Origin of the sequence: Streptomyces longisporus, from assembly GCF_039532765.1 — a bacterium.
Classification (GTDB): Bacteria; Actinomycetota; Actinomycetes; order Streptomycetales; family Streptomycetaceae; genus Streptomyces; species Streptomyces longisporus.
The window spans coordinates 21864-37302 of record NZ_BAAASG010000027.1 but is presented as its reverse complement, the minus strand read 5'-3'; the positions used below and the strand labels follow the sequence as shown (position 1 = coordinate 37302).

13 protein-coding genes are annotated in these 15439 nt (G+C 69.2%); 4 read left to right on the top strand and 9 right to left on the bottom strand.

Annotated elements, in window-relative coordinates; translation table 11 throughout:
- The first annotated feature begins 240 nt into the window (after positions 1-240).
- Positions 241-2766 (top strand): AAA family ATPase, encoded by a 2526-nt coding sequence (locus tag ABD355_RS40575; RefSeq protein ID WP_115906674.1) that lies wholly within the window; start codon positions 241-243, stop codon positions 2764-2766.
- A gap of 68 nt (positions 2767-2834) precedes the next feature.
- Here ABD355_RS40575 and ABD355_RS40570 read toward each other — a convergent pair whose 3' ends face one another.
- A complete protein-coding gene (locus ABD355_RS40570; protein ID WP_344406218.1) occupies positions 2835-3434 on the bottom strand; it encodes an HAD family acid phosphatase in 600 nt (199 codons plus the stop codon).
- A gap of 458 nt (positions 3435-3892) precedes the next feature.
- On the opposite strand from ABD355_RS40570, the gene ABD355_RS40565 reads away from it, so the two are divergent.
- Positions 3893-4588 carry a M23 family metallopeptidase gene (locus ABD355_RS40565; RefSeq protein WP_344406217.1) on the top strand — a complete coding sequence of 232 codons (696 nt, stop codon included), beginning with the start codon at positions 3893-3895 and terminating at the stop codon, positions 4586-4588.
- Positions 4589-4602: 14 nt separating this feature from the next.
- On the opposite strand, the gene ABD355_RS40560 is transcribed toward ABD355_RS40565, so the two are convergent.
- Complete coding sequence (locus ABD355_RS40560) at positions 4603-5199, bottom strand: TetR/AcrR family transcriptional regulator (RefSeq protein WP_344406216.1); 597 nt, start codon at positions 5197-5199, stop codon at positions 4603-4605.
- 125 nt (positions 5200-5324) lie between these two features.
- On the opposite strand from ABD355_RS40560, the gene ABD355_RS40555 reads away from it, so the two are divergent.
- Positions 5325-6902, top strand: coding sequence for an MDR family MFS transporter (locus tag ABD355_RS40555; RefSeq protein ID WP_344406215.1), 1578 nt, complete (start codon positions 5325-5327; stop codon positions 6900-6902).
- A 274-nt stretch (positions 6903-7176) separates the two neighbouring features.
- Here ABD355_RS40555 and cseC read toward each other — a convergent pair whose 3' ends face one another.
- The 5 genes from cseC to ABD355_RS40530 all read right to left on the bottom strand — a co-directional run bounded on the left by cseC (position 7177) and on the right by ABD355_RS40530 (position 11697).
- A complete protein-coding gene (cseC, locus tag ABD355_RS40550) occupies positions 7177-8646 on the bottom strand; it encodes a two-component system sensor histidine kinase CseC (protein ID WP_425585850.1) in 1470 nt (489 codons plus the stop codon).
- Entirely contained in the window at positions 8535-9239 is a 705-nt protein-coding gene (gene cseB / locus ABD355_RS40545) for a two-component system response regulator CseB (protein WP_344406213.1), read from the bottom strand. The genes cseC and cseB overlap by 112 nt, the downstream gene beginning before the upstream one ends.
- A 77-nt stretch (positions 9240-9316) precedes the next feature.
- Positions 9317-9949 (bottom strand): hypothetical protein, encoded by a 633-nt coding sequence (locus ABD355_RS40540; RefSeq protein WP_344406212.1) that lies wholly within the window; start codon positions 9947-9949, stop codon positions 9317-9319.
- A complete protein-coding gene (locus ABD355_RS40535; protein ID WP_030942678.1) occupies positions 9937-10476 on the bottom strand; it encodes a SigE family RNA polymerase sigma factor in 540 nt (179 codons plus the stop codon). Before ABD355_RS40535 ends, ABD355_RS40540 begins: the two co-directional genes overlap by 13 nt.
- 264 nt (positions 10477-10740) lie before the next feature.
- Entirely contained in the window at positions 10741-11697 is a 957-nt protein-coding gene (locus tag ABD355_RS40530; protein ID WP_344406211.1) for an HhH-GPD family protein, read from the bottom strand.
- 150 nt (positions 11698-11847) lie between these two features.
- Between ABD355_RS40530 and ABD355_RS40525 the strand changes: the two genes are divergently transcribed.
- Positions 11848-12660, top strand: a complete 813-nt coding sequence (locus ABD355_RS40525; protein WP_344406209.1) for a hypothetical protein — start codon at positions 11848-11850, stop codon at positions 12658-12660.
- A 119-nt stretch (positions 12661-12779) separates the two neighbouring features.
- On the opposite strand, the gene disA is transcribed toward ABD355_RS40525, so the two are convergent.
- Together disA and radA are read right to left on the bottom strand one after the other, a co-directional pair.
- Positions 12780-13904, bottom strand: coding sequence for a DNA integrity scanning diadenylate cyclase DisA (disA, locus tag ABD355_RS40520; RefSeq protein WP_123966706.1), 1125 nt, complete (start codon positions 13902-13904; stop codon positions 12780-12782).
- Between the two features lie 81 nt (positions 13905-13985).
- Complete coding sequence (gene radA / locus ABD355_RS40515; protein WP_344406207.1) at positions 13986-15395, bottom strand: DNA repair protein RadA; 1410 nt, start codon at positions 15393-15395, stop codon at positions 13986-13988.
- Positions 15396-15439 lie beyond the last annotated feature (44 nt).

The window sequence follows — 15439 nt, the reverse complement described above, 5'->3', positions numbered from 1 at the left end:
CACGCAGGCAAGGTGGTCTCACGTTCGCCATCGGCGTAGTGATGGTGAGGGTAACCACCTGGCCTGCGGGAACATCGTCTCGCACCATCGGGTTGGAGCAGATGTCGGCGTCACGGGTCAGGAGGCCATCGACGGTGTCGGCAGTTGGAATGAGCGGTCCCCGCTTGCGGGACTAAGCTGCGGAAGGACAGGGAGGGGAAGTTCCCCCCACTGCCTGACCGCTCTGAGGAGCGATTAACGATGTTCGAGAGGTTCACCGACCGCGCGCGGCGGGTTGTCGTCCTGGCTCAGGAAGAAGCCCGGATGCTCAACCACAACTACATCGGCACCGAGCACATCCTCCTGGGCCTGATCCACGAGGGTGAGGGTGTCGCCGCCAAGGCCCTTGAGAGCCTCGGGATTTCGCTCGAGGCGGTCCGCCAGCAGGTGGAGGAGATCATCGGCCAGGGCCAGCAGGCCCCGTCCGGGCACATCCCCTTCACCCCCCGTGCCAAGAAGGTCCTGGAGCTGTCGCTCCGCGAGGCCCTTCAGCTGGGCCACAACTACATCGGCACGGAGCACATCCTGCTCGGCCTGATCCGCGAGGGCGAGGGCGTCGCCGCCCAGGTCCTGGTCAAGCTGGGCGCAGATCTCAACCGCGTGCGGCAGCAGGTGATCCAGCTGCTCTCCGGTTACCAGGGCAAGGAGACCGCCGCCGCCGGCGGGCCTGCCGAGGGCACCCCCTCGACGTCCCTGGTCCTCGACCAGTTCGGCCGGAACCTCACCCAGGCCGCTCGTGAGTCCAAGCTCGACCCGGTCATCGGGCGCGAGAAGGAGATCGAGCGGGTCATGCAGGTGCTGTCCCGCCGTACCAAGAACAACCCGGTCCTGATCGGTGAGCCCGGCGTCGGCAAGACCGCCGTCGTCGAGGGTCTCGCCCAGGCCATCGTCAAGGGCGAGGTGCCCGAGACCCTCAAGGACAAGCACCTCTACACCCTGGACCTCGGCGCGCTGGTCGCCGGCTCCCGCTACCGCGGTGACTTCGAGGAGCGCCTGAAGAAGGTGCTCAAGGAGATCCGCACCCGCGGCGACATCATCCTGTTCATCGACGAGCTGCACACGCTGGTCGGTGCGGGTGCCGCCGAGGGCGCCATCGACGCCGCTTCGATCCTGAAGCCGATGCTGGCCCGCGGTGAGCTGCAGACCATCGGTGCGACCACGCTGGACGAGTACCGCAAGCACCTGGAGAAGGACGCGGCCCTCGAGCGCCGCTTCCAGCCGATCCAGGTCGCCGAGCCGTCCCTGCCGCACACGATCGAGATCCTCAAGGGTCTGCGCGACCGGTACGAGGCCCACCACCGCGTCTCCATCACCGACGAGGCGCTGGTCCAGGCCGCCACCCTGGCCGACCGCTACATCTCGGACCGCTTCCTGCCGGACAAGGCGATCGACCTGATCGACGAGGCCGGTTCCCGGATGCGCATCCGCCGGATGACGGCTCCGCCGGACCTGCGCGAGTTCGACGAGAAGATCGCGGGCGTGCGCCGCGACAAGGAGTCCGCGATCGACTCGCAGGACTTCGAGAAGGCCGCTTCCCTGCGCGACAAGGAGAAGCAGCTGCTGGCCGCCAAGGCCAAGCGGGAGAAGGAGTGGAAGGCCGGCGACATGGACGTCGTCGCCGAGGTCGACGGCGAGCTGATCGCCGAGGTCCTCGCGACCGCCACCGGCATCCCGGTCTTCAAGCTGACCGAGGAGGAGTCCTCGCGTCTGCTGCGCATGGAGGACGAGCTCCACAAGCGGGTCATCGGCCAGGTCGACGCCGTCAAGGCGCTGTCGAAGGCGATCCGTCGTACGCGCGCGGGCCTCAAGGACCCGAAGCGTCCCGGTGGTTCGTTCATCTTCGCCGGCCCGTCCGGTGTCGGTAAGACCGAACTCTCCAAGGCCCTCGCGGAGTTCCTCTTCGGTGACGAGGACGCGCTGATCTCCCTCGACATGTCGGAGTTCAGCGAGAAGCACACGGTGTCGCGTCTCTTCGGTTCGCCCCCCGGATACGTGGGCTACGAAGAGGGCGGCCAGCTGACCGAGAAGGTCCGCCGCAAGCCGTTCTCCGTCGTCCTCTTCGACGAGGTCGAGAAGGCCCACCCGGACATCTTCAACTCGCTGCTGCAGATCCTGGAGGACGGTCGTCTGACCGACTCCCAGGGCCGGGTCGTGGACTTCAAGAACACGGTCATCATCATGACGACCAACCTCGGCACCCGGGACATCTCCAAGGGCTTCAACCTGGGCTTCGCGGCGCAGGGTGACACCAAGTCCAACTACGAGCGCATGAAGAACAAGGTCTCGGACGAGCTCAAGCAGCACTTCCGGCCCGAGTTCCTCAACCGCGTCGACGACGTGGTCGTCTTCCCGCAGCTGACCCAGGCCGACATCCTCGCGATCGTCGACCTGATGATCAGCAAGGTGGACGAGCGCCTCAAGGACCGGGACATGGGCATCGAGCTCTCCCAGTCCAGCAAGGAACTGCTGTCCAAGAAGGGTTACGACCCGGTGCTGGGTGCGCGGCCGCTGCGCCGCACCATCCAGCGCGAGATCGAGGACACGCTCTCCGAGAAGATCCTCTTCGGTGAGCTGCGCCCCGGGCACATCGTGGTCGTGGACACCGAGGGCGAGGGCGACAGCCAGACCTTCACCTTCCGTGGCGAGGAGAAGTCGGCGCTGCCCGACGTCCCGCCGATCGAGCAGGCGGCCGGCGGTGCCGGGCCGAACCTGAGCAAGGAGGCGTAGGCCTCACGGCGACGCCAGAAGGGGCCGGTGCTTTCGAGCACCGGCCCCTTCGTCATGCCTGCCTGCGGTTACGACAACTGCCCGTTGTAGTCAGGGAGCTTGAACGTCTTGTCGGCGTGGCCACCCGAGAGGTCGGTGGCGCTGTTGCCGATGTTCGCGATGATGTCGTAGCCCTTGTTCTCGATGTCGACGCGCTGGGCGGTCTTGTAGGCGGCGACGTCCTTGAACAGGTCGAAGAAGCCGCGGACGTACAGACCGGAGACGTCGTAGCCGTCGTGCTCCAGGTTCCACTCGGTGGGCTCTTCGATGATGCCCGGGCGGGCCGTGACGAAGAACAGGGAGACGCCGTGCTCCTGGGCGTACTGAGCGACGTTCAGGACCGGCTTGTTGGCCGGCTGCGGGAAGCTGAAGCCGAAGTCCGTCTCCAGCGCGGTGTTGTCGATGTCGAGGACGATCGCCTGCTTCTCGCCCGGCTCGGCCGCGGCGATCCGCTCCTTCAGATAGGGCAGCGCCTGGTCCATCACCGTCTGGCAGTCCTTCTGCCACGTCGCGTAGTCGACGCCCGAGGCACTCGTCGCTGCGTCGGCGGGGGTGGCCAGGGCCACGAGGGCAGATGCGGAGACTGCGGTGACCACTGCGCGGAGCGCCCAGGGGCGTCTGCTCGTCATGGTGGGGGGTCCTCTCACGTCCGTATGCCGTTGTCTTGTGCATGTTCGGCGCCGAGGGTGGCGTGAGGGGAACCGTAGGGTTACTGGGCGGTAAGTGGCCAGAGATGTGCGTCACATGACGGGTTGTTCTGCGGGAGGGAGGATCTTGCGGGCCGGTGACATGACGCACAGGCGATTCGGCCGGTACTAGGACGGATAGTGGGCGGGTTTGCCCTAGGAAAGCGGGGTCGCTTTTCTCGAGCTTTCTGGAACCCCAGGGGTGATTCTGCCGTCGCGGCCTGATTCGTCCGTTATTGGTGCTGTGTCAAGAAGAGGGAAGTTTTGGGGTGAAGTACTAGCGCCCGTCGTACATCACACGTTTTGGGCTTGGTGGGTCTCGGGGTTACCAAGGGATGGTCCATCCGGCAGCCGCTTGTGCGCCGGGTGGTTTTCTCTGCCCCCGACTTTCCGAGGTTTCCATGTCTTCGCGTGTCACGTCCCGCTCCTCCCGTACGTCCCTGCTGCGCAGCCGTGCGGCCGTCCTGGCCGCCGGCCTCGGAATGTCGGTCGTGCTGGGGGCAGGGGTCGCGGCCGCCGCCGATGCGACCTCCGCATCCAGTGCGGCGAGCGCCGTCAAGGCGCAGGCCGCCGCGCAGGCCAAGGCCGCCGCGAGCGCGAAGAAGGCCGCCCAGGCCGCCGCGGCGAAGAAGGCGGCCGCCGAGAAGGCCGCCCAGGCCGCCGCCGCCAGGAAGGCCGCCTCCTGGATGCACCCGGTGGAGAAGTACCGGCTCTCCGCGAGCTTCAACCAGGCCGGCGGCATGTGGCAGTCCACCCACAGCGGGCAGGACTTCGCGGTGCCGAGCGGCACGGACGTCGTCGCCGCGCACGGCGGCACCGTCGTCAAGGCCGGCGGCAACGGCGCCGGTGACGGGCCCGCGTACGGCAACGCCATCGTGATCAGGCACGGCAACGGGACCTATTCGCAGTACGCCCATCTGTCGCGGATCGACGTCAGGGTCGGCCAGGTCGTCGCCACCGGACAGCACATAGCCCGGTCCGGGAACACCGGTAACTCCAGCGGCCCGCATCTGCACTTCGAGATCCGTACGACCCCGAACTACGGGTCGGCCGTCGACCCGGTCGCGTTCCTGCGCGCCAAGGGTGTGACCGTCTGAGGCGTGTCGGCCGCCTATGCCGGGTGAGTGGCCTGATGCGCCCGCGTTACCAGGTCGGTGGCGACCTCCAGGACGGCCTTGCGCTTGTCCTCGGGGTCGGCCTCGATGTCGCCCAGCGCAAACATCCCGGCATGCAGCGTGAACATCGCGCTGACGCAGCGCACCTGGTCGATCAACGCGGCGTCCGGGTCGATGAGGATGTCGCGCATGCCCATCATGCGGTTGCGGAAGGTCTCGCCGATGCGCAGTTCCTTCACCGTGCTCTGGTTCTCCTGCATGAAGCGGAAGAGCGGGGCCGCGCCGGCCAGGGTGTCGCTGTAGCGGCGGATGATCTCGTGCTTGGTCTCCAGCGACTGCGGCTGCCGTTTGCCCCACTCGATCAGTTCCACGATCGGCTGTGAGAGGTCGTCGAAGATGCTGACGAGGATCTCTTCCTTCGTCTTGAAGTGGTAGTAGAGCGCCGCCTTGGTGACGTCGAGGCGCTCGGCGATCTCGCGCAGCGACGTCTTCTCGTAGCCCTGCTCGGCGAAGAGTTCGAGCGCCACGTCCTGAATGCGCTGGCGGGTGTCTCCGCGGCGCTGCTGCTTGGTGCCGTCCATGGTGCCGCCCATCCTCGCACTCCAGAGAAACTTACTTGACGCCCGGCTAGTTACGGGGCTACCTTCCCAGTGTAGTCAACTAGCCGGGCGGCAAGTAAGTAGCTGGCCGGGGGGAGATGCCCAGGGGAGTGGGGACGATGGCGGACACACAGACGGCCGAGACGAAGCCGGACAAACAGCCGAAGAGCATACGGGTCGTGCTGCTCGCGCTCATGATCACCATGATGCTCGCGATGCTCGACAACATGATCGTGGGCACCGCGATGCCGACCATCGTGGGCGAGCTCGGCGGGCTCGAGCATCTGTCCTGGGTGGTCACGGCGTACACACTGGCGACCGCGGCCTCCACCCCGATCTGGGGCAAGCTCGGCGACATGTACGGGCGCAAGGGCGCCTTCATGACCTCGATCGTGATCTTCCTGATCGGCTCCGCGCTCAGCGGCATGGCGCAGAACATGGGCGAGCTGATCGGTTTCCGCGCGATCCAGGGACTTGGCGCGGGTGGTCTGATGGTCGGTGTCATGGCGATCATCGGTGACCTGATACCGCCGCGGGAGCGGGGCAAGTACCAGGGCATGATGGCCGGCGTCATGGCACTCGCGATGATCGGCGGTCCGCTGGTCGGCGGCACCATCACCGACAACTGGGGCTGGCGCTGGTCGTTCTACATCAACCTGCCGCTCGGCGTGGTGTCCCTCGGTCTGATCAGTGCCGTACTGCATCTGCCGAAGAAGCGGGCCAAGGCGGGTATCGACTACCTCGGTGTCGCGCTGCTGACCGTCGGCATCACCTCGATCGTGCTCGTCACCACCTGGGGCGGTACGCAGTACGCGTGGACGTCCGCGCGGATCATGGAGCTCATCGGGATCGGCGTCGCCGCGCTCATCGGGTTCGTGTTCTGGCAGACGAAGGCCGCGGAGCCGATCGTGCCGCTGCACATCTTCCGCAGCCGCAACTTCACGCTGATGTCGCTCATCGGCTTCATCACCGGGTTCGTGATGTTCGGTGCGACGCTGTACCTGCCGCTGTACCAGCAGTCCGTGCAGGGTGCGTCCGCGACCAACTCCGGGTTGCTGCTGCTGCCGATGCTCGGCGCGATGCTGGTGACCTCGATGGTGGCGGGGCGGGTGACCACCAACACCGGCCGCTACAAGGTCTTCCCGGTCGTCGGCAGCGTCCTGATGACCGTCGGGCTCTACCTGCTGTCCACGATGGACACCGGCACCTCGCGGTTCACCTCCGGTGTGTTCATGGCGGTCGTGGGGCTGGGCATGGGCTGCCTGATGCAGATCACCATGCTGGTGGCGCAGAACAGCGTGGAGATGAAGGACATGGGTGTCGCGTCCTCCTCCACCACCCTGTTCCGTACGCTCGGTTCGTCCTTCGGCGTCGCGATCATGGGCGCGCTGTTCAACAACCGGGTCCAGCACGTCATGGCCGAGCGGGCCGGGTCGCTGGGGGCGAAGATCACCGAGAAGTCGGCGGCGCTTGACGCCAAGAGCCTGGCGAAGCTGCCGGCCGTGGTGCGGGAGGCGTACCAGCACGCGGTGTCCGCGGGCACGCACTCCGCCTTCCTGCTGGGGGCTGTGGTGGCCGTGGGCGCGCTGGTGGCGGCGGTCTTCGTGAAGGAGGTCGCGCTGCGGGGGACGGGGCCGGCCGCGCCCAAGTCCGACGACGAGACGGTGGCGCAGGCGCCGATCGTCGAGGCCGTCTGATCCGCGAGTGAGCTGAAGGTCCCCCGGTGGGTGTCCGCCCCGGGGGGCCTTCGTCGTGTTTTCACGCCCCCGCCGCCCCTGCCCGTCCCGTCCCAGGAGCTCTGCCCCTTCGCGCCCCGCCAAGGGGCTTCGCCCCCTGGACCCCCAACGGCCTGAACGGCCTCGTCCTCAAACGCCGGACGGGCCGAAAATGCCTGCCCGGCCGAAACGTGAATGCGGGAGGGCTGAGCGGGGCTGCCCCCTGCCCGGCGTCAAAAGTGAGGGGCGGAATCGTCTACGGCAGCAGCGGGTAACTACCCGTGTTCGTCGGCGCATGCTCCGGCAGCCACAGCACCGCCACCGCGCCCTCCGCCGGCACATGGTCCGGTGCGCCCGCCGGGCGTACGTTGCGGAAGGTCAGGCGGGCGCCCAGCACGCGGGCCTGACCCGCGGCGATCGTGAGGCCGAGGCCGTGGCCGTGGCCGGCCCGGTCGGCGCTGCCCGTGCGGAAGCGGCTCGGGCCCTCGGCGAGGAGGTCGGACGGGAAGCCGGGCCCGTGGTCGCGGACCCGGATGACCCGGCCCTCCACGGTGACCTGGATCGGCGGCTTGCCGTGCCGGGCGGCGTTGGCGAGCAGATTGAACAGCACGCGTTCCAGGCGGCGCGGATCGGTCGTGAGCATCGACTCGTGCACCACCCGCACCTCGACGGCCGGGTCCTTCGCCGCCACCCGCCGGGTGACGAACTCGCCGAGCAGGATGTCCTGCAGTTCGGCCCGCTCGGAGGCGCTGTCGAGGCGGGCCACCTCCAGGACGTCCTCGACCAGGGTGCGCATGGCCTTCGCGCGGTCCAGGACCAGCTCCGTCGGGCGGCCCGGCGGAAGCAGTTCGGCGGCCGTCAGCAGGCCGGTCACCGGGGTGCGCAGCTCGTGTGCGATGTCCGCGGTGACCCGGCGCTCGGCCTCCAGGCGCTGCTGCAGGGTGTCCGCCATGGCGTCCACCGCGCGCGCGAGGTCGTCGGTCTCGTCCCGTACGACCCCGCCGATGGCGTCCCGCACCCGTACGTCCGACTCGCCCCTGGCGACCTGGTTCGCGGCGGCCGCCGCCTTGCGCAGCCGGCGCGAGAGCTGACCGCCTATGAGCACGCCCAGCGCGCTGCCGCCGAGGACCACCGCGATGGAGCCGATCACCAAGGCCTGGTCGAGGTCCTTGAGGGTGCTGCGGTCGGTGAACCCGGTGTGCAGCGACAGCACATGCCCGTCCTTGACCGGCACGGCGGCCCAGATGTCCGGCGAGCCGCCCGGCCGGTCGGTCACATACGTGGCCCGTCGGCCCTCCTCGACCTTCTCCCGCAGCGCCGAGGGCAGCTGCGGGTCGTCGATCTTGATGTTGGGGAAGAGGGTGCGGCTGGGGATCTCGTAGTTGCGCTGCGCGATCAGGATGCGCTCGTCCGCGAGGTCGCGCGCGCTGTCCAGCATCGAGACCCGGGCCGCGTTGTGCACGACCAGGCTCAGTGCGATCGCCACCAGCGCGCCGACCAGTGCGATGGCCGCGCTGAGTTTCCATCTGAGGCCCGTGCGCATGCCCGTACCGTCTGCGGCGTTCGCAGCGGCCGGATTCCGGAAGATCCCCCGCATGTCCTTGGTGTCCCCGCTCAGGCCTTCAACTTGTAGCCGAAGCCGCGGACCGTCTCGATCCGGTCCTGGCCGATCTTCGTACGCAGTCGCTGCACGTGGACGTCCACCACGCGCGTGTCCCCGCCCCAGCCGTAGTCCCACACCCGCTCCAGCAGTTTGTCACGCGACAGGACCGTGCCGGGCGCGGAGGAGAACTCCAACAGGAGCCGCATCTCGGTCGGGGTCAGCGCCACCGGCTGTCCGGCCCGGCGCACCTCCATGCCCTCGGTGTCGATCTCCAGCTCGCCGAAGCTCAGTACCCCGCCGGCCACCTCGGCAGGCCCCTCGTCCGCCCGGTCGCCGCCGCTGGCGTGCCCGAAGCGCCGCAGCACCGCACGGATGCGCGCGACCAGCACGGCACCGTCGAACGGCTTGGTCACATAGTCGTCAGCACCCGCCTCCAGGCCCAGTACGACGTCGATCGAGTCGGCCCGCGCCGACAGCATGATCACCGGCACGGTCGACTCGTCGCGGATACGGCGGCACAGGCTGACGCCGTCCAGTCCGGGCACCATGACGTCGAGCAGCGCGATGTCGGGGCGGTTCGCCCGGAACGCCTCCAGGCCGGACAGCCCGTCGGGCATCGCGGTGACCGCGAAGCCGTCCCGCTCCAGGGCGAGCTGGGTGGCCTCGCGGATGACGTCGTCGTCCTCGACGAACAGGACGTGGGTCTGGTCTGCCATCCCGCTGCTCTCAGTTCTCGTGTCGGTCGTGGCGTGCTCACTGCTGCCGGGTGATCGGTCCGAGCGGCCCGAACGGTTCACGAACGCGGCGACGCCTCGCCCCCGACGGCCTTGCTGTAGTCGTTGCGCGTGTTGTACCGCTTGACGAAGTGGCCCGATGCCCAGATGTACGTGGTCACGATCTCACCGGACGGACTCGACATCGGATCATTCTTCTCGTACACCTGCTTGGTCACCACCAGGTCGCCGCGGTCTATCTCCGCGTAGACCGGGGGTTCCTCGGTCCGGAAGACATTCTCGTACCGACCGCCTTGTTCGCGGTACACATACGAGCCGACACCGACCGCGTCCCCGCAGGTCAGCACGTTCACCACGATGTCGTCGGAGTACCCGCCGGTCAGCTCGCCGTACGACACGTCGATCGGGTACTCGTCGGCGACGCACGGCTTGAGGCCGCGCTTGACCTCCGCCGAGACCATCGGGTCGTCCTTGACGAGCTTGACCGCGTCCACGTGCGTGGTCTTGGAGGGGCTGGGTGTGGGTGAGGCGGCGGCGCCCATCACCGAGTCGGCGTGCGCCGGGCCCTCGTCACGGGCGCCGGTGCCGCCGGTACCGCAGGCGGAGACGAAAAGGGCGAGGGCGGCGAGCACGGCCATCGCCGTGTACGCCGCCTGCAAGGTCCCTCGGCCCGAGTCGGTCAGACCGCGCAACGCTCCTGCTCCCCACGCTCCAGCGCGCGTGCGTCCAGATCGCGGCTCTCCAGCTCCTCGCGGAGCCGGGCGAGCGCCCGGTGCAGCGTGCTCTTGACCGTTCCGGCCGACATGCCCAGGGCCGCGGCCGTCTCCTCCGTCGACATCTGTTCCCAGTGTCGCAGGACAACGACGCTTCGCTGCTTGGGAGCCAGCACCTTCATGATGTCCATCAGCAGGGCGCGGTCCGCGTGCTGCTCGGTGGAGTCGTCGACCGAGGCGTCCGGCAGCTGCTCGGTGGGGACCTCCTCCAGTTTCCGGGCCCGCCACCACTCGGTCCGCGTGTTGATCATCACGCGCCGCAGGTAGGCGTCCGCGAGCCGCTTGTCCGCGATGCCCTCCCAGCGGCCGTATGTCCGCACCAGCGCGGTCTGGAGCAGGTCCTGGGCGTCCACGGGGTCCGGGACCAGTCGGCGGGCGCTGCGCAGCAGCGCGTCCTGCCGCGTGCGGACATACTCCTCGAACTCGAGCACCTCGCCCTGCGCCATGTCGAACCGCCTCCCGATCCCCGTTGCCCGCCGGCTTGATCGCCGTCGGCCTGTTCCGTAAACACAGCCCGCTTCTGCCGGGCATGCAAATGAAGCTACGGAGGTGTTGTCACGGCGTTGTCCGGGACAACGCTCGGCTAGCAATCGGCTGTACGTCGGTTGTGTAACGGACGTAGGAACGGGGTAAACGGCTGCACCGAATTGCTCTGCTATGGGGCGATTTGGCAGGGCGAGTGTATGTAATCCGGCGTGATGTTACGAGGGTTACGTCAACGGCAGCCGATACAAACCACCGGACAGCGGCTCCACGAGACCGTCCGCCACGAGCCCGTCGAGCGCCCGCGCGCGCTGCACCGGCTCGTGCCACACCCGGTCGAGGGCCGACTGCGGTACGGGCGCGTGGGCCTCACGCAGTACGGCGAGCAGCTTGCCGCGCACCTGCCGGTCCGTCCCCGCGTAGGTCTGGCCGCGCCGCGGCGGCCCGTCGTGCTCGGGCTTGCCCGCGAGCCGCCAGGCGCACTGCGCGGCGATGGGGCAGCGGTGGCAGGTCTCGTTCTTGGCGGTGCAGACGAGCGCGCCGAGTTCCATGGAGGCGGCCGCCCAGCGCGCCGCGGTCCGCTCGTCCTCGGGCAACAGTGCGCGGGCGAGCTTGCGTTCGGCGGCGGTGGTCGCGTTCGGGGGGTACTGGACGCCGGTGACGGCGCGCGCGAAGACCCGGCGGACGTTGGTGTCGAGCACCGCGTGCCGCTGCCCGTACGCGAAGGAGGCGACGGCCGCGGCCGTGTACTCGCCGATGCCGGGCAGCGCGAGGAGCTGGGCGTGGTCGGTCGGTACGTCCCCGCCGTGCCGTTCCGTTATGGCCACGGCGGCGCCGTGCAGCCGCAGGGCGCGGCGCGGGTAGCCGAGCCGGCCCCAGGCGCGGACCGCCTCGCCCGGTGCCTCCCGGGCCAGGTCGGCGGGGCGCGGCCAGCGGGCCAGCCACTGCTCGTAGACGGGCAGCACACGGCTGACCGGCGTCTGCTGCAGCATGAACTCGCTGACCATCACACCCCAGGGGCCGGCTTCCGGGAGCCGCCACGGCAGGTCGCGGGCGTGTTCGTCGAACCAGTCGATGACGGAGGCATGGAGGGTCTCGTGGTCCGCACCGAGAGGGGAACCGGCGAGGGTGTCGGCCGGGCCGTCGGCGGGGCTGCTGTGCGGGGGCTTCGTGGGCGCAGTCATGGCGTTTCCGATCCTGCCATGGCCCCGGTCGGTTGGGCCGCCGTCCCGCGTGCGGTGCGTCGTGCGGACCGGAATGATGATCCGGAAAAGTTGACGAACCGGCGGCGGGTGGGGCCAGCGAACCGCCCGATCTCTCGTACAGTTTGCGCCGTGGGATCTCTGCGCAATCCTGTCGGTCCGCTCCCCTCCTCCATCTACTGGCGCCGGAGGGCCGTACTCGTGTCTGTGGTTGCCTTGTTGGCGCTGCTGATCATGTGGATCGTCCTGTCGGGCGGTGGCGGCGGCAAGAAGGACGACGGGGCGAACGGCCACACCCCCGCGCCCACGATCACTGCGGGGCCGTCGAGTTCGGGTCCCGCGATCAGCCAAGCGCCGGGCGGGCGTGACGAGTCGAGCGGCGGGGGCTCCAGCGGGTCGGATTCCGGGGGCAGTTCGGGGTCCGGTTCCGGTTCCGGCTCCGGGGCGGGCGGCTCCGAGGGGGCGGCCGGCGGCGGTACGGCCGGTGCGGGCTCCGGTATCGGGGTCGGCCGGGGAGACACGATTCCGGCGAGTTCCACCATCCCCAACTGCACCACGAGCGCGGTGACGTTGACGGTGCGGAGCCTCCACAACACGTACTCGCCCGGTCAGACGCCGACGCTGCTGCTGACCGCGACGAACACCTCGGGCCTCGACTGCAAGATCGACCTCGGGCCGAAGAGCGCGGTGCTGACGATCACCGAGGCGGGCAGCGACAACAACTACTGGTCGTCCGCCGACTGCCCCCAGGGCCCGGGCAGCCTGGTGTTCCGGGTGCCCAACCGCAGCAGCATCACTTACACCGTGAAGTGGGACCGCAAGCCGAGCGCTCCCCAGTGCGCGACGCCTCCGGCGGGGTCGGCCGGGGCGGGTACGTATCTGGTGGAGGCGGCGGCGCCGGGGTTCGCGAAGTCGCAGATCTCGTTCATGCTCAAGGACGACTAGACGCTCCGCTGGGGTGCGCCGCGATGGGGTCGTTGTTTGTCTGCGGCTTCGTTGTGGCTGGTCGCGCCCGCGCGGCGGAACCGCACATTGATACAGCCCCGCGCCCTTTGGGGCGCGACTCAGACGTAACGCTCCAGAATGGACGACTCCGCCAGCCTGGACAGGCCCTCGCGTACGCTGCGGGCGCGGGCCTCGCCCACGCCGTCGACCGTCTGGAGGTCGTCGACGCTTGCGGCGAGCAGTTTCTGCAGGCCTCCGAAGTGCTCCACGAGACGGTCGATGATGGCGCCCGGAAGGCGCGGCACCTTGGCGAGGAGGCGGAAGCCGCGCGGCGAGACTGCCGAGTCGAGCGCCTCCGGTGAGCCCGTGTAGCCCAGCGCCCTTGCCACCGTGGGCAGTTCGAGGAGCTCGGCATGGGTGAGGGCGTCCAGTTCGTAGAGCGCCTCGTCGACCGTGCGGGAACGCTTGGCGGTGGGCTCGGGGACGTAGTCGCGGACGACCAGCTCGCGCTCGGGCTCCACGCCCGCGATCAACTCGTCGAGCTGCAGGGCGAGGAGACGCCCGTCGGTGCCCAGTTCGACCACGTATTCGGCGATTTCGGTGGCGATCCGGCGCACCATCTCCAGGCGTTGGGCGACCGCCGACACATCGCGGACCGTCACCAAGTCCTCGATCTCCAGTGCGGACAGCGTGCCCGCGACCTCGTCCAGGCGGAGCTTGTAGCGCTCCAGGGTGGCGAGGGCCTGGTTGGCGCGGGACAGGATCGCCGCGGAGTCCTCCAGGACACGGCGCTGACCGTCGACGTACAGGGCGATCAGGCGCATCGACTGGGAGACGGAGACGACCGGGAAGCCGACCTGCTTGGAGATGCGGTCCGCGGTGCGGTGCCGGGTGCCCGTCTCCTCGGTCGGGATCGTGGCGTCGGGCACGAACTGCACGCCCGCCCGGAGGATCTTCGACAGGTCGGAGGAGAGCACGATGCCGCCGTCGAGCTTGCACAGCTCGCGCAGGCGGGTGGCCGTGAACTCGACGTCCAGCACGAAACCGCCGGTGCACATGGTTTCGACGGTCCTGTCGAAGCCGAGCACGATGAGACCGCCCGTGTTGCCGCGGAGTACCCGCTCGAGGCCGTCGCGCAGGCCCGTGCCGGGAGCCACGGCGCTCAGTGAGGCGCGCATCAGGCCATCGGCACCGGAGCTCCCGCCGGACTTTCCGGGAGCTGCCGCCCGGTCGTTGGCTGCCACTGCACTCCTCCGGTCGCAGGTTCTGGGGCGCCCCCATGTCGCACATTCTGTTCGTACGGACGGGCGAGACCAGGGCAAAGTCTACCGGCGGTCCTCCTCGTCCCGTGGGGCCTCTCGGCGACGGGAGCGTGGAAGGACTCTGAGAGCGTCCCCTATGTCGGCGACTTCCAGGACCTTCATCCCGGCAGGGATCTTGCCCGGGTCGCCCGGAACGAGCGCGTGTGTGAAGCCCAGACGGTGTGCTTCGGCCAGTCGCCGCTGGACGCCCGTGACCCGTCTGACCTCGCCCGCGAGGCCGACCTCGCCGATCGCGACCAGGTTCTTGGGCAGCGGGGTGTCGCTGGCCGCCGAGGCCAGCGCGAGGGCGACGGCGAGGTCGGCTGCGGGCTCGGAGAGCTTCACCCCGCCGACCGTCGCGGAGTAGATGTCCCGCTTGCCGAGCGCGCTGATCCGGCCGCGCTGCTCCAGGACGGCGAGCATCATCGAGACGCGGGAGGTCTCCAGACCCGAGGTCGTACGGCGCGGCGAGGGGATCTGCGAGTCGACGGTGAGCGCCTGGACCTCGGCGACCAGGGGGCGGCGGCCCTCCAGGGTGACCGTCAGACAGGTACCGGGGACCGGTTCGTCACGTCTGGTCAGGAAGAGTCCGCTCGGGTCGGCGAGGCCCGTGATGCCCTCGTCGTGCAGTTCGAAGCAGCCGACCTCGTCCGTGGCGCCGTAGCGGTTCTTGACGCCCCGGACGAGTCGCAGGCGCGCGTGCCGGTCGCCCTCGAAGCTCAGGACGACGTCCACGAGGTGCTCCAGGAGCCGGGGCCCGGCGATGGCCCCGTCCTTGGTGACATGGCCCACAAGGAGGGTGGACATCCCGCGCTCCTTGGAGGCGCGGATGAGCGCGCCTGCCACCTCGCGCACCTGCGCCATGCCGCCGGGGGCGCCGTCGATCTCCGGCGAGGCCACGGTCTGCACGGAGTCGAGGATCAGCAGCGACGGCTTCACCGCGTCCAAGTGGCCGAGGACGGCGGCCAGATCCGTCTCGGCGGCGAGATACAGATGGTCGTCGATGGCCTTGATGCGGTCGGCGCGCAGCCGCACCTGGCTCGCCGACTCCTCACCGGTGACATACAGCGTGCGGTGCTCGTCGCTCGCCGACTTCGCCGCCACGTCCAGCAGCAGCGTCGACTTGCCGACGCCGGGTTCGCCCGCGAGCAGCACCACCGCGCCGGGCACCAGCCCGCCGCCGAGCACCCGGTCCAGCTCGGGCACACCGGTCGAGCGGGCGGTGGCCTGGCGCCCGTCGACCTGGCCGATGGGCACTGCGGAGGTGGTGACGCGCCCCGGCGTCGTCGTACGGACGGCGGGCGCGCCGTACTCCTCGATCGTCCCCCATGCCTGGCACTCGGGGCAGCGACCGAGCCACTTGGCCGTCTGCCAGCCGCACTCGGTGCAGCGGTAGGACGGGCGGTCCTTGGTGGACTTGGTACGGGCAGCCATGCCGAGAACCGTAACCGAGCCCACTGACAACGCCGGACGGCCCG